This window comes from Caenimonas koreensis DSM 17982, assembly GCF_009646335.1.
Classification (GTDB): Bacteria; Pseudomonadota; Gammaproteobacteria; order Burkholderiales; family Burkholderiaceae_C; genus Ramlibacter; species Ramlibacter koreensis.
This window is the reverse complement of record NZ_WJBU01000008.1, coordinates 53,504-70,441: the sequence shown is the minus strand read 5'-3', so window position 1 is coordinate 70,441 and position 16,938 is coordinate 53,504. Positions and strand designations below refer to the sequence as shown.

General features: G+C 63.4%; 16 protein-coding genes and 1 riboswitch. Of the genes, 6 read left to right on the top strand and 10 right to left on the bottom strand.

Annotated features, from left to right (window positions below):
* Positions 1 to 2: 2 nt before the first annotated feature.
* Positions 3 to 575, top strand: a complete 573-nt coding sequence (locus GHT07_RS08880; protein WP_153584727.1) for a GspH/FimT family pseudopilin — start codon at positions 3 to 5, stop codon at positions 573 to 575.
* A gap of 23 nt (positions 576 to 598) precedes the next feature.
* Here GHT07_RS08880 and nrdR read toward each other — a convergent pair whose 3' ends face one another.
* The 3 genes from nrdR to GHT07_RS08865 form a co-directional block, all read right to left on the bottom strand.
* Positions 599 to 1,048 carry a transcriptional regulator NrdR gene (nrdR, locus tag GHT07_RS08875; protein WP_153584726.1) on the bottom strand — a complete coding sequence of 150 codons (450 nt, stop codon included), beginning with the start codon at positions 1,046 to 1,048 and terminating at the stop codon, positions 599 to 601.
* A gap of 11 nt (positions 1,049 to 1,059) precedes the next feature.
* On the bottom strand, positions 1,060 to 2,304 hold the full coding sequence (gene glyA / locus GHT07_RS08870; RefSeq protein WP_153584725.1) for a serine hydroxymethyltransferase: 1,245 nt from the start codon (positions 2,302 to 2,304) through the stop codon (positions 1,060 to 1,062).
* 19 nt (positions 2,305 to 2,323) lie between these two features.
* A riboswitch (ZMP/ZTP riboswitch) is annotated at positions 2,324 to 2,463 on the bottom strand.
* A gap of 37 nt (positions 2,464 to 2,500) precedes the next feature.
* On the bottom strand, positions 2,501 to 3,328 hold the full coding sequence (locus GHT07_RS08865; protein WP_153584724.1) for a lytic transglycosylase domain-containing protein: 828 nt from the start codon (positions 3,326 to 3,328) through the stop codon (positions 2,501 to 2,503).
* Positions 3,329 to 4,188: 860 nt separating this feature from the next.
* Between GHT07_RS08865 and GHT07_RS08860 the strand changes: the two genes are divergently transcribed.
* Positions 4,189 to 6,906: a DUF349 domain-containing protein gene (locus GHT07_RS08860; protein ID WP_323740850.1), complete on the top strand. Its 2,718-nt coding sequence runs from the start codon at positions 4,189 to 4,191 to the stop codon at positions 6,904 to 6,906.
* Here the strand turns inward: GHT07_RS08860 and GHT07_RS08855 are convergent.
* The 6 genes from GHT07_RS08855 to GHT07_RS08830 form a co-directional block, all read right to left on the bottom strand.
* Positions 6,903 to 7,676, bottom strand: coding sequence for a M90 family metallopeptidase (locus GHT07_RS08855; RefSeq protein WP_153584722.1), 774 nt, complete (start codon positions 7,674 to 7,676; stop codon positions 6,903 to 6,905). The genes GHT07_RS08860 and GHT07_RS08855 overlap by 4 nt on opposite strands.
* Entirely contained in the window at positions 7,676 to 8,434 is a 759-nt protein-coding gene (locus GHT07_RS08850) for a UDP-2,3-diacylglucosamine diphosphatase (RefSeq protein WP_153584721.1), read from the bottom strand. Before GHT07_RS08850 ends, GHT07_RS08855 begins: the two co-directional genes overlap by 1 nt.
* Positions 8,435 to 8,448: 14 nt before the next feature.
* A complete protein-coding gene (locus GHT07_RS08845) occupies positions 8,449 to 8,955 on the bottom strand; it encodes a peptidylprolyl isomerase (protein ID WP_153584720.1) in 507 nt (168 codons plus the stop codon).
* A gap of 14 nt (positions 8,956 to 8,969) precedes the next feature.
* The gene (locus tag GHT07_RS08840; protein ID WP_153584719.1) at positions 8,970 to 9,545 is read right to left on the bottom strand and encodes a peptidylprolyl isomerase; all 576 of its coding nucleotides are present in this window, start codon (positions 9,543 to 9,545) and stop codon (positions 8,970 to 8,972) included.
* Positions 9,545 to 10,795, bottom strand: a complete 1,251-nt coding sequence (locus GHT07_RS08835; protein WP_153584718.1) for a L,D-transpeptidase family protein — start codon at positions 10,793 to 10,795, stop codon at positions 9,545 to 9,547. The genes GHT07_RS08840 and GHT07_RS08835 overlap by 1 nt, the downstream gene beginning before the upstream one ends.
* A 67-nt stretch (positions 10,796 to 10,862) precedes the next feature.
* Positions 10,863 to 11,909 (bottom strand): tetratricopeptide repeat protein, encoded by a 1,047-nt coding sequence (locus tag GHT07_RS08830; RefSeq protein WP_395685860.1) that lies wholly within the window; start codon positions 11,907 to 11,909, stop codon positions 10,863 to 10,865.
* Between the two features lie 168 nt (positions 11,910 to 12,077).
* Between GHT07_RS08830 and cysS the strand changes: the two genes are divergently transcribed.
* The 3 genes from cysS to GHT07_RS08815 are packed head-to-tail and all read left to right on the top strand — an operon-like array spanning position 12,078 to position 15,118.
* The gene (cysS, locus tag GHT07_RS08825) at positions 12,078 to 13,454 is read left to right on the top strand and encodes a cysteine--tRNA ligase (RefSeq protein ID WP_153584717.1); all 1,377 of its coding nucleotides are present in this window, start codon (positions 12,078 to 12,080) and stop codon (positions 13,452 to 13,454) included.
* Entirely contained in the window at positions 13,451 to 14,098 is a 648-nt protein-coding gene (locus GHT07_RS08820; RefSeq protein WP_323740849.1) for a DNA-3-methyladenine glycosylase family protein, read from the top strand. The genes cysS and GHT07_RS08820 overlap by 4 nt, the downstream gene beginning before the upstream one ends.
* Positions 14,099 to 14,140: 42 nt before the next feature.
* The gene (locus GHT07_RS08815; RefSeq protein WP_153584716.1) at positions 14,141 to 15,118 is read left to right on the top strand and encodes an acetyl-CoA carboxylase carboxyltransferase subunit alpha; all 978 of its coding nucleotides are present in this window, start codon (positions 14,141 to 14,143) and stop codon (positions 15,116 to 15,118) included.
* 23 nt (positions 15,119 to 15,141) lie between these two features.
* On the opposite strand, the gene GHT07_RS08810 is transcribed toward GHT07_RS08815, so the two are convergent.
* Entirely contained in the window at positions 15,142 to 15,813 is a 672-nt protein-coding gene (locus GHT07_RS08810) for a TonB family protein (protein ID WP_153584715.1), read from the bottom strand.
* Between the two features lie 108 nt (positions 15,814 to 15,921).
* Here GHT07_RS08810 and tilS point away from each other — a divergent pair, with 108 nt between their 5' ends.
* Positions 15,922 to 16,860: a tRNA lysidine(34) synthetase TilS gene (gene tilS / locus GHT07_RS08805; RefSeq protein ID WP_153584714.1), complete on the top strand. Its 939-nt coding sequence runs from the start codon at positions 15,922 to 15,924 to the stop codon at positions 16,858 to 16,860.
* Positions 16,861 to 16,938 lie beyond the last annotated feature (78 nt).

The following is a 16,938-nucleotide window of genomic DNA, read 5'->3' as shown; positions in this document are numbered from 1 at the left end:
TCATGAAAACACAACACAACATTCATGCACCGGCCCGCCAGCAAAGCGGCTTCACGCTGATCGAGTTGATGGTGGTGGTGACCATCATCGGCATCTTAATGTCCATCACGCTGCCATCGATGACTTCCCTCGTCGATTCCGTGCGTCTGAGCACGGCGACCAATGCGTTCATGTCGAGCATGCGCCTGGCGCGCGCCGAGTCGCTCAAGCGAGGCGGCCGTGTGGCGCTGTGCAAATCGGCTGACGGCGCTTCGTGCAGCGCGACCGGCGGCTGGGACCAGGGCTGGATCGTGTTTCTGGACGTCAACGGCAATGGCGAGATGGATGCGAGCGAGAAACTGATCGAGCGGGCCGACGCGTTGAGCTCCGGCATCCGCTTGACGGGCAACCAGAATGTTTCGCGCTATATCGGCTACGTGTCGGGAGGCCCTGCGCGGATGGCGACGGGTGCCTTGCTCGCCGGCACCTTGACGCTGTGCCATGTCTCAGGCTCTTCTGCAGACGGCCGGCAGATCGTGATCAGCAGCGGTGGCCGTGCCAGGTCGCATCAGGTGCGTGACGGCCAGTGCGTTTGACATGGGCCGCGCAGGGCCCGCCTTCAGCGCCGCACTTCGTCAACCAGCGTCTTGAACTCGTCGATGTCCTCGAAGCTGCGATAGACGCTGGCAAAGCGCACATAGGCAACTTTGTCGAGCTTCTTGAGTTCGCGCATGACCAGCTCGCCGATACGGTTCGACGGCAGTTCGCGCACACCAAGGCTCAGGAGCTTTTCTTCAATGCGCTCGACAGCGCTGTCGATCTGTTCGGTGCTGACGGGGCGTTTGCGCAGCGCCAGGTTCATCGATGCACGAAGCTTGACCCGTTCGTACTCAATGCGCCGGCCGTCTTTCTTGACGATCGCAGGAAACGTGACGTCGGGCCGCTCATAGGTGGTGAAGCGCTTTTCGCAGCTGTGGCATTGCCGTCGGCGGCGGATGAAGTCCCCGTCTTCGGACACGCGCGTTTCCACCACCTGGGTTTCGCTGTGGCCGCAGAAAGGGCACTTCATCAGTCAGGCGATTACGAGTAAACCCGGAACCGGCTGGTGAGGGCGTGCACGCGCTCGCGCACGGCGGCGATGTTGGCTGCATCGCGCGGGTTGTCGAGCACGTCGGCAATCAGGTTCGCCGTCATGCGCGTTTCCTCGTCCTTGAAGCCACGCGTGGTGAGCGCCGGTGTGCCGATGCGCACGCCGCTCGTGACCATGGGCCGCTCGGGGTCCTTGGGAATGGCGTTCTTGTTGATGGTCATGTGGGCGTCACCAAGGATCGCCTCTGCATCCTTGCCGGTGATGCCCTTGGAGCGCAGGTCCACGAGCATCACGTGGCTTTCGGTGCGGCCGCTCACGATGCGCAGGCCGCGCTGCACGAGTGTTTCGGCCATGACTTGCGCGTTCTTCACGACTTGCTGCTGGTACGCCTTGAAGTCAGGCTGCAGTGCTTCCTTGAAAGCGACCGCCTTGGCGGCGATCACGTGCATCAGCGGCCCGCCTTGCAGGCCGGGGAAGATGGCGCTGTTGATGGCCTTTTCGTGCTCGGGCTTCATCAGGATGATGCCGCCACGCGGGCCGCGAAGGCTCTTGTGTGTGGTGGAGGTCACGACGTCAGCGAAAGGTACCGGGTTGGGATACACGCCGGCAGCGATCAGGCCCGCGTAGTGCGCCATGTCGACCATGAAAATTGCGCCGACATCCTTGGCAACCTTGGCGAAGCGCTCAAAGTCGATGCGCAGCGAATAAGCCGAAGCGCCCGCGATGATCAGCTTGGGGCGTGACTCGTGCGCCTTGCGCTCCATCTCGTCGTAGTCAATCGCTTCGTTTGCGTCGAGGCCGTAAGAGACAACGTTGAACCACTTGCCGCTCATGTTCAGCGGCATACCATGCGTGAGGTGGCCGCCTTCGGCCAGGCTCATGCCCATGATCGTGTCGCCGGGCTTGAGGAAGGCCAGGAACACGGCTTCATTGGCCTGTGCGCCCGAGTGGGGTTGAACGTTAGCCGCCGCAGCACCGAACAATTGCTTGACGCGGTCGAGCGCGAGTTGCTCGGCAATGTCGACGAATTCGCAGCCGCCGTAGTAGCGCTTGCCGGGATAGCCCTCGGCGTACTTGTTCGTCAGCTGCGTGCCCTGCGCAAACATGACGGCAGGGGACGCATAGTTCTCGCTCGCGATGAGCTCGATGTGGTCTTCCTGGCGCTGGTTCTCGCGCACGATGGCGGACCAGAGTTCGGGATCGGTTTGCTCGACGAGGATGTTTCGGTGGAACATGGCAGTCCTTGTTAACGGGATTGGCTGCCCAGGCGAACGGCTCAACACTGGGCGGACCTGACAGGCTCGACAGGTTTGCCAGCGGCACGCTCCCCAGTGGTGGTTCCCACGTCAGCGCCGGCCGGGTGGCCGCGCCTATCGCCAGTCGCGTACGGCGCTAGTGTAGCGGACGTGTTCCGCGCATCCGGCGCAAGTTTCAGGAAACTGAAACGAAGGCGATCTTCTCTTCGGACGGTGCAACCGGTGCCGGTTCGACGGCGAGCGGCGCAATCGTGCGAATCACGGGCGCGGCTGCAGGCAGGGGCACTGCACGGCCGGTTGCCACCAGCTTCAGGCGGGAGTACTCGGCCATCACTTTGTCAGCGTAGCCGCCGTCTTCGCCGCTGATGCCTGCGCCCACGTAGAACTTCAAGCCTGCCTGCAGGCCACCGGCGCGGCTGATGCATTCCTGCAAGACCTTGGTGCCGACGCGCAGGTTGCTGACCGGATCGAACGCGGCAAGCTTGCCGCCAAAGTGCTCGTACTTGTCTTTATGTACGCCGGTCATGACCTGCATGAGGCCCTGGGCGCCGACGGGGCTCTGGGCGAACGGGTTGAAACCCGACTCGACGGCCATCACGGCCAGGATCAGCATGGGATCGAGGTGCGAACGCTCGCCGATGTCGTAAGCCTCGGCAACCAGGGCGCCGACGGGTTCAGCCGCAACGCGGTATTTTTTGCTGAGCCAATAGGCCACGGCTGCCTGCTGCTTGGGCAGGTCCTTCAAGTCTGTGGCGGTGGCGCGGTCGATCGCCTCAAGCTGGACCGGCATGCCCACCATGGCCTCCTGGCGCGATTGCAACCAGGACATCAAACGGGTCTCGCCTGCCTGACGAAGGTCAGGGCGGGCAGTCAGGGTGAGAACACAAAACACGCAAGCCAGCCCCACGAGGGCAAAGCTGTTGTGCGTAATCTCGAAAAAGCCTTGGGCCACATCTGCTGCGAAGGTTCGCAGGCCGTCAGCTACTTTTCCTAACGCTGTCATAGCACTTCCTTTCTACGCGCGGCTCCACGAAGGGGTGTGTCGCTTTCCGGAAAAGCGCCACCAAAAATCGCGGGCACATCGTTTGGATTGGTACGCCATCAAATTCCGGGAGCCATGTTCTGGAGGCTCAACGCTGAATTCAACTTAGCCGGGGTCGGCAGCGGGTTCGGGTTGTCCCCAGTACTTTTGCCAGGGACGGGCGGATTCTAGGTGCCCTCTTAATATCAAGTCAAGAATATCAACGTTAATTAATATGCAAATAAGTGCATTTAAATGCCAGTCGGTCGAGGTCTGTTGAGTCACTTTCTGTAAGAGAACGTCGTAAGCCAAGGTCAGACCGGGCACGACGAGTAGTTCGTAACTACTCGTTGCCGATGATTTCGATCGCTGTGCGGGCAAAACGTAACAAGTGCTGGGCGCGCCGCACTAACTGGCCCGGCAAGTCAAGCCAATTCAGTCAATCGCTCATGCGGTGGCGATTGAAACGCGGATTTGAAATCCGGCCTCACATCGCCTAACTTCACCAGGCCTGAGTGATCGGGCAACCAGCCGGTAGGGCCACTCTTGTGGTGGCAGCCCCGGCCCACATCGGAGGCAATCCCTTGCCTCCATCGCGGCCTTGGACATCAAAACTCCCTGGCCGCGAATCCAGGCGGCGCCGGCCTCGTGTCAGCCGCCAAGCCCGGCGGGTGGTTTAGCTGCCCGTCCGGGCTTTCTCATTTGCAGCTGGAAAATTCAGTGCGGGATACTGCGCGTCGCGGCAGCTGCCCAATCGCGGCGAGAATAGGGGGTTCCTGTGCCACGGCGCGGAGTCGTCTGCGCCCCAGGCGAACCACAAATATATACAGACAGATATCGCAGTGACCCAAGCTACCCTCAAGACCCACGATACCCAAGCCCTCGACACCCTCACCGGCGGCGCCTTTTCGGCTGCGACGTCCGGCGAGCGCGCTTCGCGTGTGCGCGACTGGCTCGCCAGCAACCCCGCCACCGAGCAGATGCAGGAGGTGTTCCGGGAGCTGAGCGGGCGCGACAAGGGCGCGGCGAAGCTTCTGCGCGAACGCCTTGACGAGATCAAGCGCAGCAAAGGCCAGGAGGTCATCGCCGCCGAGTGGGCCGAGAAGGCCCAGAGTCTGCTCGCACTGCCCAAACTCAATATTGCAGACGCCATGGCGTGGCAGCGCGATGCAGCCAAGGCAGGAGCGCCCCTCAGCCGCGAACCGCTCGCTGGTATGAAGGCGCAGCTTGCCGATCGCATCAAGGGCATCGAAGACTTGCAGCACCGGGTGCAGGTCCAGCGCGAAGCAGCGGTGCTGCTGGCCCAGCGCATCGAGGTGCTGTCCACCAAGTCATGGCGCGACGCCCAGGCCGCCGCTGAATCGCTGCGTGTCGATGTGCCCGACTGGCAATCGCAGGCACAGGCGCTGTTGCAGGATCCGAACTGGGGCAGTGTGGACACGAAGTTCCCGCCTTTGCTGGAGGCCTCGCGTGCGCAGCTCAATGCAGTGTGGGATGCCTTCTCTGCAGCGTTGTCGCTCGCGGTGGCGGCCGCTGCCGACGGTGCTGCGCCTCTGCCACCCGTGCCCGTCTGGGCGGACGAACTGCGCGTGGCACGTGGTGTTCCGGTGGACGCCGCACCCAAGCCGGCGCGGCCAAAGGTCGATCCGGAAGTGCGAGCCAAGGCCAGTGCGCAGGTACGCGAGGCGCTCGCCAAGCTTGAGGAAGAAATGGCGCAGGGCCACGGCAAGGCCAGTGCCGGCGCGGCGACGGCCTTGCGCGGTGTCTTGAAAGAGCATGGCCGTTTTGTCGATGACAAGCTGGAGAGCCACGCGCAAGCTGCGTTGAACGCGGCGGGCGAACTGCAAGGCTGGCAGCGCTGGCGCGCAGACCAGTTGCGCAATGAACTCGTGGCCAAGGCCGAGTCGCTGTTTGAGATGCAGGCCCCGGCGGCCGAAGGTGAAGAACCTGTCCGCAAACCGCGTTTTGGCGGCCGCAAGATGCAGGAAAATTTGCGCGCCTTGCGCGAGCAATGGAAGCAGACCGACCAGGGCGGCGTGCCGAACCACGCGCTATGGAAGCGTTTCGACGACGCTTGCAACGAGGCCTACAAGGTCGTCGAAGCCTGGCTGGAGAAGATCAAGTCCGAAGCGGCGGAGCACCGCGCCCATCGCCTGGCGCTGATCGATGAAGTGAAAGCATGGGCCGCGGAAAACACAACCGCGAAGGACGGCGACTGGAAGGGCTTTGCGCGAATCATTCACCAGTTCGAGTCGCGCTGGCGTGAGGCCGGGCACCTGAGCGAGAAGGCTTTCGCTGAGATGCAACCTCTGTGGAAGCAGACGATCCAGGCCGCTGAAGCACCGCTGCATGCCGTGCAGAAGGCCAGCCTCGAGCAGCGCCACGCCATGATCGAAGAGGCCAAGGTGCTGGGTGCAGCGCCGCAGCTGCGTATCGACGCCGTCAAGGCGTTGCAGCAGCACTGGCAGGCTGAGGCGCAGCGCATTCCGCTTGATCGCAAGCATGAGCAAAAGCTGTGGGACGCGTTCCGCAAACCGATCGACGATGCGTTCAATCGCAAGACCGAAGAGCGCGAGAAGGCGTCGGCAGCGTTGAGCGAGCGCGATCGCGCGGTGCTCGACGCGTCGAAGGCGCTAGAGGCAGCCAATGCCAGCGGCGACGCGCAGAAGATCAAAGCCGCCATGGCCGGCCTGGAGGCAGCCCTGAGCGGCCAGGCCCAAGCACAAGCGGCAGTGGCAGCAGCAGGCCCGGCCGAACCGGCACCTGCCACGCAGATGCCGCCAGCTGAAACCGAAGCGGTGTCGCCTGAAGGCGCTGCCGCTGGGGACGCTCCTTCGGAAACTCATGCCGAAGCAACTGCCGAAACCCCGCCGGCACCGCAAGCAGCGCCAAAGCCCAAGGCAAAACCGGTTGTCGCGATGCGCGGCGACGACCGGCCTGGCATGAAGAAAACAGAGCCCGCTGCGCCCATGCGCGGTGGCAAGTTCGGCGACCGCAAGGGCGCACCTTCCCGCGATGCCGGCCGCGGTGGCGACAGCCGCGGCGATGGCCGCTTTGGTGGTGGGCGCTTTGGCGACCGCCCGGCGATGGAAGACCGCGGCCCGCGTCTGGGCGATGCAGCCTTCCGCGCCCAGCGTGACGCGATCGAACACGCGCAGCAGGCGCTGCGAAAGCTCGCCGCGCAGGCGCACGGAGAGGCGCTGACCCAGCTGATGACCGCGTGGGAGCAGCGCTCGCCCGAGCAAGTCCCGGCGATGCAGGAATTCGGCAAGTCAGTCACGCCCGCGGTGCGCGGTGCTTGGTCGAAGGCCGTCGCTGCCGCACCATCGGGCGATGCATCCGAGTCGCTGTTGCGGCTGGAGATGGCCGCCGAAGTGCCGACGCCAGCCGAGCACATCAATGCGCGCCGTGCACTGCAGCTGAAGTTGCTGACCAAGCGCAACGATCCGTCACCCGCGCAGACGTGGGGCGACGACGCGGCGCGTGTGCTGGCCACTGCGCACGACCCGGCCAATGCGCGCCGGCTGCAGACTGTGCTGAAAACGCTGCTGCGCGGCTAGCCGCCCCGGCCGGCGGCTTGTTGTTTGAAGAAGCTGTCGAACAAAGGCGCCAGCGCAGGAAAGTCGGCTTCGAAACGAGCGCGATTGACGAAGTAGGCCTCGCACGCGACGGCGAAAAACTCGTCGACCGCTTCGGCGCCATACGGATCCAGCCAGGGTGCGGGGCCGCCGAAGCGCTCGGCGATGATGACCTGCTCGCGAAATCGCGCGTACTCGGCTTGCATCACGGCGAACCATGCGCGCCTGGCGCTGTTGTCTCGAAGCGGCGGGCAACCGTCGGCAGCGCCATCGCGCATATCGATCTTGTGGATGAATTCATGGATCACGACGTTGTAGCCCTGCGCAGCAGACTGGCCAGCGTCTGCCACATCGCGCCAGCTGAGCATCACCGGCCCACCGTCCATGGCCTCGCCGCTGAGGACTTCGTCCCAGTCGTGCACCACGCCCGCGTCGTCGGTGACCACGCGTTTGGCGACGACTTCATCGGGGTGGACCACGATGCCGACGAAGTCGTCGTACCAGTCCAGCCCCAGGTACAACACCGGCAACACGGCCTGGGCAGCAATGCAGACGGCGACTTCATCGGTGATGACGAAGCCCTGTGCACCATGAAACTGTTTGGCGGCAAGAAATTGCGAGGTGAGCTCGCGAAGTCGCAGTGCTTCATCCCCGGGCAGCGCGCGCAGAAACGCAAAGCGCTGCAGGACCGTCTGCCAAAGCGCCTCGGGTACCGGGCGGCTAGCGGGCCGCCGCCGCAACCAGCCGAACATCAGGCCAGCGGCAGGCGCTGAAAGCCGCCTTTGGTCAGCCGCAACACTTCGTGTCGCGGTGGTGTGGCGCGTGCGTCCCAGTCACTGAGCACGACGCGCGTGCAATCGCCTGCCATGGCGTGGGTGGCCGGCCGGTGCGTGTGCCCGTGGATAAGTACCCTGGCGTCCGCGGCCTCCAGCCAGCGAACGGCTTCAGCTTCATCGACATCGACATACTCGATGCCGGCTGCCTTGCGCGCTTCGCTCTGCGCGCGCAGGTCTCGGCCGATGGCCTCGCGCCGCTCAAGCGGTTGGGACAGGAAGTCGTGCTGCCACGCGGGTGCGCGGACTTTGTCGCGAAAGACTAGGTAATCGGTGTCTGCGAGGCACAGCGAGTCGCCATGCGAGAGCAGGTAGCGATCGCCCAGGAAGCCGAAGACAGTCGGGTCGCTCAGCAGCGTGGCATTGCAGGAACGCAATGCCGCCTCGCCCACCAGGAAGTCGCGATTGCCATGCATGTAGAACAGCGCTGCATGCGCAGTACAGGCCTTCATCACGGCAACACAGTCGGCTTCAAAGCCCGCGCGGGCTGCTGAGTCATCGCCGACCCACACCTCGAAGAGATCGCCAAGAATGAACACCGCATCAGCAGGTGTGTCACGCATGTAGCGGCTCCATGCCTGGAATGTCTGCGCATCTGACGCATCGAGATGCAGGTCAGACACGAAGTCGACTGCGCGCCATGCGCCAGGAGCCTGCAGCTCCATCAGTGGGGGCATGGCGCTGGGCTGCTTCAGGCCAGGACGGCCTTCTCGATCACGACGTCGGCCGTGGGCACGTCGCCGTGACCCATGCGGTTGCCCGTTTTGACGCCGGCGATCTTGTCGACCACATCGGTGCCGGCGACTACCTTGCCGAAGACCGCATAACCCCAGCCTTGCAGGCTGGGCGCTGTGTGGTTGAGGAAGTCGTTGTTGGCAATGTTAATGAAGAACTGCGCGCTCGCCGAGTGCGGGGCCTGTGTGCGTGCCATGGCCAGCGTGTACAGGTTGTTCTTCAAGCCGTTGTTGGCTTCGTTCTCGACCGGTGCATCGGTGGGCTTTTGTTTCATGCCTGGCTCGAAGCCGCCGCCCTGCACCATGAAGCCGGGGATCACGCGGTGGAACACCGTGTTGTCGTAATGACCCTTCTTCACGTATGCGAGAAAGTTGGCGACGGTCTTGGGCGCCTTGGCTTCATCGAGTTCGACCTTGATGACGCCGTAGTCCTTGATGTGGAGGTCCACCTGGGGGTTGCTCATTCGGCTTCCTTGGATTACTTGACGATGGTGGCCGAGGTGATCACGACGGCTGTCTTGGGCACGTCGGTCGGGAAGGGGCCGCCGGCGCCGGTGGGCATGGACTTGATCTTGTCGACGACATCCATGCCGCTGACGACCTTGCCGAATGCAACGTAGCCCGGCGGGCGCGTCGCGTAGTCAAGGCTGGCGTTGTCCTTCACGTTGATGAAGAACTGGGCCGTGGCCGAGTTCGGGTCATTGGTGCGGGCCATGGCAATGGTGCCCGTCGTGTTGCGTGGGCCCTTGTTGGCCTGCACGACTTCGCCTTCGTGGGCGACTGGCGGGCGTGTCGGCTTCTCGTAGAACTTCTCGTCGTAGCCGCCGCCCTGGATCATGAAGTTGCCGATGACCCGGTGGAAGATCGTGCCGTTGTAGTGCTTCGACTCGACGTACTTCAGGAAGTTGTCGACCGTCTTGGGCGCTTTGTCCGGATAGACCTCGATCACGATGTCGCCAGCTGTCGTGGCGAACTTCACCTTGGGCGCGTCAGCTGCCATGGCGCTCAGGCCGGTGGCGAGCAGGGTCGCTGCGAGCATTGTCTTGAATTTCATTAACCAATTACTCCTTCGAAAAATATCTTCCACTGCGCCCCCTGGCGCATCCAGTACTGGCGCTTGACTGCGCCGGTGCGGTCACCGTCGACGACTTCGCCGAACGTCACGACCATCGTGTCCACGTTGTCCGACCACTGCAGGTAGGACAGATCCTTGAGCTGCAGGTTCCGCCCGCGTGCGCGGTCGAGCTCTGCCTTGAGGGTGGGTGTCCATTCCGCCAGTGTCTTGCCGTAGCCGTTGAAATCGGTCGAGTAGAAACTCAGGATACGCGCCGGGTCGCCAGACACTTTGGCGGCGCGCCACGCCTGCATCACATCGGCAAACTGCCTGCTCTGCGGCTGCACGCTCTGCGGCGCCACCCAGTGCAGCGCCGGAGCAATCACCACGGGTGTGGTGCGCACTTCAACGGTGCTGATGATGCGCTGCAGATCCTGGTTGGCGAGCACGACGCAGCCATCGGTGGCCTTGGGCGCGCGTGCAAACTGCGATGGCGGTGTGCCGTGCAGCCAGATGCCACTGCCGGTCTTGCCGCGACGCGCGTCATACGGATTGGGGTAATTGATGGGCAGTGCACCTGCGCCGTAAAAATCCTTCAGGGATTTCGGGTCGAGGTTGCTGGTGATGAAGTACACGCCCAGTGGTGTGCGCAAATCGCCTTCGACCACCTTGTCGATGCCCGATTTGCCGACCGAGATGTAGTAGTCGCCCAGCAGCTTCAGGCCCGTCGAGGTGTTTTCGAAGAGGTACAGGCGCGCCCGCGAAGTGTCCACCGCAATCGCATGCTTGTTCTGCGGCGACAGCTGCAGGAACTGAGCGGGAATGGTGTTTGCAGGCGGCTTTTCGAGCAGCGCGCGGATGCGCAACTGCGACTCCTCGCGCAGGTCGCTCAACGACTGGCTGCCACTTTTGGCCGCGAAATCGGGCACGTCGCCCATGGCACGGATAGGGCGCACCTGCAACGACAACAGGTCGCCATAGGTGAGTTGGGCCAGCTGGAAATTTGGGTGATCCCTCACGAGCGACTCGGCCTTGGCGAGCGCATCACGCGGCTTGGCCTGCGCGATCAGGCGGTAGATCTCGAGCAGGCGCGCTTCGGCGTGGCCGTCCTGCAGGACGACCTGCCGCGCGACCTTGGCGGCCTTGGCGGCGCTTGCGGGCTTCTTGCGCACATGCGCTGACGACAGCGCAGTGCCCGGCAGTGCAGCTGCCAGGCACATCAAGCAGAGCGCGAGCGAAGCCCGTTTCATTCGGTCATTCCGATAGATTCCAACGCCAATGCAAGCGGCATGCCGATGCCGCGCAACGCCTGTGCGTTCAACCGCCTGTGCTTTCCCTGACGATCACCCAGCGATCGCCGGCCTTGACCATGTCGAGCGTCTTGCGGCTGGACACAGCCAGGCTATCCGCGCTGTAGCTCTGCTTGAATTTGGCTGTTGCCGTGTTGCCGTTGACCTTGACGGCCAGTTGTTCGATCTTCACGCTGATGCGGCTTTTGCCCAGGATGCGTGAGCGGCGCTCGTCCTCCCAGGCCTTGCGCGTGAGCTTGCCCGGCGGGTCGAATTCCTTGCCGTAGGAGCCGAGGTAGCCGCCCATGTCTTTGGCTGACCAGGCATTGGCCCATGCCTGCACCGCGGCTTCCACTTCGCCAGACGAGGCTGCCGCTGCAGCAGGTGCTGCAGGAGCAGGAGCCGGTGAAGGGGCAGCGACTGCAGGGGCAGGAGCGGGCGCCGGTGCTTTCGCAACGACGGCAGGCGCTGGAGCAGGTGTGGCCGGTGCCGGTGCGGCGGCTTGCGGTGGCGGTGCCTTGGCAGGTGCGCCCTTGCTGGTGGTCACGAACAGCTCACGGATGAGCGCGAGCTTGGGCTGAAGGCCGGTATTCGTTGCATCGAGCTGCAGGGCCTTGCTGTAGGCCTGGCTGGCCAGCTTCGCGTAGACGTCGCCCAGGTTTTCGTGCGCAGTGGAGTAGCTGGGATTGGTGCGAATCGCAGCTTCGAGTGTGGCGCGCGCCTTTTCGAACTGGCCCTGGCCTGCGTACAGCACAGCCAGGTTGTTGTAGGGCTCAGGCAGCTCGGGATATTCCTCGGTGAGCTTGGTGAAGGTGCTGATCGCATCAGGCACGCGGCCCGCTTCTGCCTGCACAACACCCTTGAGGAAGCGCATCTGCGGATCCTTGGGCTTGGCCGCCAGGTACTGGTCAGCCTTTGCAATGGCGTCGGCAGGCTTGCCTGCGCGCAGCAGCTTCGTCACTTCCGCATAGTCGTCAGCCCATGCCATGGCCGGCAGCGTCGCCATGGCGGCAACGGCAGCGGCAAGCGCGATCTTACGAATGGAGGAAGGAATCGTGGAGCCGTGATACATCATCTAGCCTCGGGTCTTTCGCCTTGTGACAAGCCCCGACACGGGGCTATATACTGCGCTGCATTGTAGCGGCGGGCCCCGGCGATCACGGCGTTCATCGAAGCAAGTCCATCAAAGAGAATCCGTAAAAAGCGCTCTCCCAGCCCAGCGACAGGGCGCACTCGAACACCCATGAGCCTTCGCATCTACAACACGCTTTCGCGTGCCATGGAAGTTTTTTCCCCGATGGAGCCGGGGCACGTGCGCATGTACCTGTGCGGCATCACCGTGTATGACCTGTGCCACGTCGGCCATGCGCGCTGCAACATCGCATTCGACATCGTGCAGCGGTGGCTCAAGGCCAGCGGCTATCGCGTCACCTACGTGCGCAACATCACGGACATCGAAGACAAGATCATCCGGCGTGCCGTTGAAAACGGCGAAGCCGTTCGCGCCCTGACCGACCGGATGATCACCGAAATGCACGTGGACTTCGATGCCCTGGCGATTGAGCGGCCCACGCATGAACCCCGGGCCACCGACTACGTGCCTCAGATGCTCGACATCGTCCGCCGCCTGGAAGACAAGGGCCTGGCGTATCGCGCTGAAGGTGGCGATGTGAACTACGCCGTGCGCCGCTTTCCCGGCTACGGCAAGCTCTCGGGCAAGTCGCTCGACGAGCTTCACGCCGGTGAGCGCGTGGCCGTGCTCGAAGGCAAGGAAGACCCGCTGGACTTCGTTCTCTGGAAAAGCGCCAAGGCCACCGAGCCTGACGACGCCAAATGGGACAGCGAATACGGCAAGGGCCGGCCGGGCTGGCATATCGAGTGCTCGGCCATGTGCGAGGAGATCCTGGGCAAGACCTTCGACATCCACGCCGGTGGCGCCGACTTGCAGTTCCCGCACCACGAAAACGAAATCGCGCAAAGCGAAGGTGCCAATGGCCAGCCATTGGCCCATGTGTGGATGCACAACGGCTTCCTGAATATCGACAACGAAAAGATGTCGAAGTCGTTGGGCAACTTCTTCACCATTCGCGACGTGCTGGAGCAGTTCGACGCACAGACGCTCAGGTTCTTTCTGGCACGCACCCACTATCGCAGCCAGTTCAACTACAGCGATGTGCATCTTGAAGACGCCCGCACCGGCCTCAAGCGGCTGTACACGGCACTTGACCTCGTGCGCCCTGACGACGTTGCCATCGACTGGAGCGAGCCCTTCGCCGCGAAGTTCAAGGCCGCGATGGACAACGACTTTGGCACGCCCGAGGCCGTGGCCGTGCTGTTCGAGCTGGCCGCGGAAGTCAACCGCACGAAGTCCGCTAAGTCGGCTGGCCTTCTGAAAGCACTAGGCGGCACGCTCGGCATGCTCCAGGGCGAGCCGAAAGCGTTCCTGCAGGCAGGCTCCGCGCTGGACGACGCCGAGATCCAGAAGCGCATCGAACTGCGTGCTGCAGCCAAGCAGGCAAAGAACTTTGCCGAAGCCGATCGCATTCGCGACGAACTGCTCGTGCAGGGTGTGGTGCTGAAAGATTCGCCCACGGGCACCACGTGGGAAGCTGCTGCGTGAGCGCGTCGTTCCCGCCGATCGTCCTTGCCACGCCAGCCTATTGGGAAGAGGCGTGCAAACACCTGTCGAAAAAAGACCGGGTGCTCAAGCGGCTCATTCCGCAATTCGGCGACGCATGCCTGCAGTCGCGAGGTGACGCGTTCACCACGCTGGCGCGCAGCATTGTCGGCCAGCAGATTTCAGTGAAGGCGGCGCAGACGGTGTGGGATCGTTTAGCCAAGCTGCCGCGCCGCATGTCAGCCGGCAACGTGCTCAAGCTGAAGGTGGACGACATGCAGGCTGCTGGCCTGTCGGCCCGCAAGATCGAGTACCTCGTTGACCTCGCGCTGCATTTCGATTCAGGCGCCGTTCACGCCGAAGCGTGGGCGGAGATGAGCGATGAAGAGATCATCGCGGAACTCGTGGGTATCCGTGGCATCGGCCGCTGGACGGCCGAGATGTTCCTCATCTTTCACTTGATGCGGCCCAATGTGCTGCCGCTCGACGACATCGGGCTGATCAACGGCATCAGCAAGAATTATTTTTCCGGCGAGGCCGTCAGCCGCAGCGACGCGCGCGAAGTCGCTGCGCCCTGGGCACCTTTTTGCAGTGTTGCAACTTGGTATATTTGGCGCTCGTTGGACCCACTGCCTGTAGAGTATTGACCCACCGCCGATGCGGCCCGTTGGGGAACAAGGAGAACGCTGTTGGCCAAGAAGACATTTCTGGATTTCGAGCAGCCCATCGCAGAGCTTGAATCCAAGATCGATGAACTGCGTTACGTGCAGACTGAATCCGCTGTTGATATCTCCGAGGAGATCGACCAGCTCTCCAAGAAGAGCCAGCAGCTCACCAAAGACATCTATAGCGACCTCACGCCGTGGCAGATCACCAAGATCGCCCGGCACGCCGAGCGGCCCTACACGCTCGACTACGTGAACGAAATCTTTACCGACTTCATTGAACTGCATGGCGACCGCCATTTCGCTGATGACCTGTCGATCATCGGCGGCCTCGCACGGTTCAACGGCAATGCGTGCATGGTGCTCGGCCACCAGAAGGGGCGGGACACGAAAGAGCGCGGCCTGCGCAATTTCGGCATGAGCCGGCCCGAGGGTTATCGCAAGGCACTGCGCCTGATGAAGACCGCTGAAAAATTCAAGCTGCCCGTGTTCACGTTTGTGGATACGCCTGGCGCTTACCCCGGCATCGACGCTGAAGAGCGCGGCCAGTCCGAAGCGATCGGCCGCAACATCTACGAGATGGCGCAGCTGGAAGTGCCCATCATCACCACGGTGATCGGCGAGGGCGGCTCGGGCGGCGCGCTCGCGATTTCAGTGGCTGACCAGGTGCTGATGCTGCAGTATTCGATCTATTCGGTGATCAGCCCGGAAGGTTGCGCCTCGATCCTCTGGAAGACCTCCGAGAAGGCGCAGGATGCGGCCGACGCCATGGGCATCACCGCGCATCGGCTCAAGGCCCTGGGCCTGGTCGACAAGATCGTGAACGAACCGGTGGGTGGGGCCCATCGCGATCCCAAGCAAATGGCTGCGTTTCTCAAGCGTGCGCTCAATGACGCATGGCGCCAGCTGAGCGACCTCAAAGTCAAGGAACTGCTGGATCGGCGTTATGAGCGGCTGCAAAGCTACGGCCGCTTCACGGACACGAAGGCCGACGCGCGCTAGAACAACGCGCCGCGCGGCGTGCGCTACTTGTAGTTGAGCTCGATCTCCAGCTGACGCACTTCGTCGATCGGCTGGAACTTCCATGCCTGGATAGCCTGGATGGAGGGGCGGTTCAGCCGCGTATTCGAGCTGTGCGTCACCTTCACGCCCGTCACATTGCCATCGGGCATGACATCGAATGCCACGGTGACCATGCCTGTCGGCTGTTCACGCGCGAGTGCCGCGCTCAGCTCTGGCGGGTCCTGCTTGATTGGAATCAGCTCCTTGCGCGCAGCGACGACTGGCGCTGGCTTGGCCTGCGGTGAGGCAACGGCGACGGGCGTCGGCGCGGGCGCGGCGGGCTCGGGCACTACGGCTGCCGGTGCGGGCTCGGGTGCTGAACGTGCAGGAACCGATGCAAAGGTTTGCTCAGAAGCGGCAGGGCGCCGGGGCGCTTCCCGCTCGGGGGCCGCCGCTGGTGCGGGTGCTGCGGCCGCCTTGGGCCTTTCGCGAATCGCTGCGTTTTGCAGGATGAACCGGTACGGGCTTTCAGCGGCGCGGCGGGCTGCTTCGCTCGGCGCGGCTTCCTTTGCACCTGCTGCAGCTTGAGCCAATGCTGGCGCTGTAGCCGCAAACTGCATGCCGACGACTGTAATCAGGGCGGTGATGGCGCTCAGTGCCTTGTGGGCCCCTGCGCCGTGTGGTGGGATAAGCATTCAGTACCTCGTCAATGCGCACGGAATTTTAAGTGGTAAGCAAACGCATCTCGTTGGGGTTAGCGCTATGGCTGCGCCCGTGTGAGACGCCGCGCCGATAATCCGGCGATGCTCCAGGATGCCATCGCAAGATTCACGCCGAGCCTGCCCTTGGCTGTGGCGTTGAGCGGCGGCGCCGATTCCACGGCGCTGCTGGTGGCATGCGCCGAAAAGTGGCCGCAGCAGGTCAGGGCGGTGCATGTGCATCATGGCCTTCAGGCGGCGGCCGATGATTTCGAGCGGCACTGTTACATCCTCTGCAAAAGCCTGGGCGTGCCATTGGCTGTGCGGCACGTTGACGCGCGGCATGTGCCGGGCGAGAGCCCGGAAGACGCTGCGCGGCGCGCCCGCTACGCTGCAATTGCGCAAGCTGTTCGAAGCGACTGGGCTGGCGAGGCCCTCCATGATGTGGCCGTTGCGCAGCATGCCGACGACCAGGTCGAAACCATCCTGCTGGCCCTGTCGCGCGGGGCAGGGCTGCCCGGGCTCGCCGCGATGCCCGCGCATTGGCAGCGCGACGGCCTGACGTGGCATCGACCGCTTCTTGACGTGCCCGCGAGCGAAATCCGCGCATGGCTGCGCGCGCGCAACATCGAGTGGGTCGAAGACCCGACCAACCGTGACGAGCGCTTCGTGCGCAACCGTATCCGTGCGCGGCTGCTGCCGGCGCTGGAGCAGACTTTTCCGCAGTTTCGCGACACCTTCGCGCGCAGCGCGCGGCACGCAGCGCAAGCACAGTCGCTGCTCGCCGAAGTGGCGCAAGCTGACCTGGCTTTGGTGGGTAGCCCGCCGGTCATCGCCACGCTTCGTGGCCTGTCAAATCCCCGCCAGGCGAATGTGTTGCGGCACTGGCTGCGCACGGCGCATGACGTCGCGCCGAGTGCGGCGCAGCTCGACGAACTGCTGGCGCAAGTGGCTGACTGTGCGACGCGCGGACACGGCATTCGCATCAAGGTGGCGAGTGGCCATGTGGTGCGCGACGGGCCTTTGCTGCGCTTCGCCGCCTGAAGTTCGCGGCCAGGCCCTAGGTATAATCCCGAAGGTTTCTCCAGTGGCGAGGCCACTTGGAGCCGCCGCCTTCGCAGG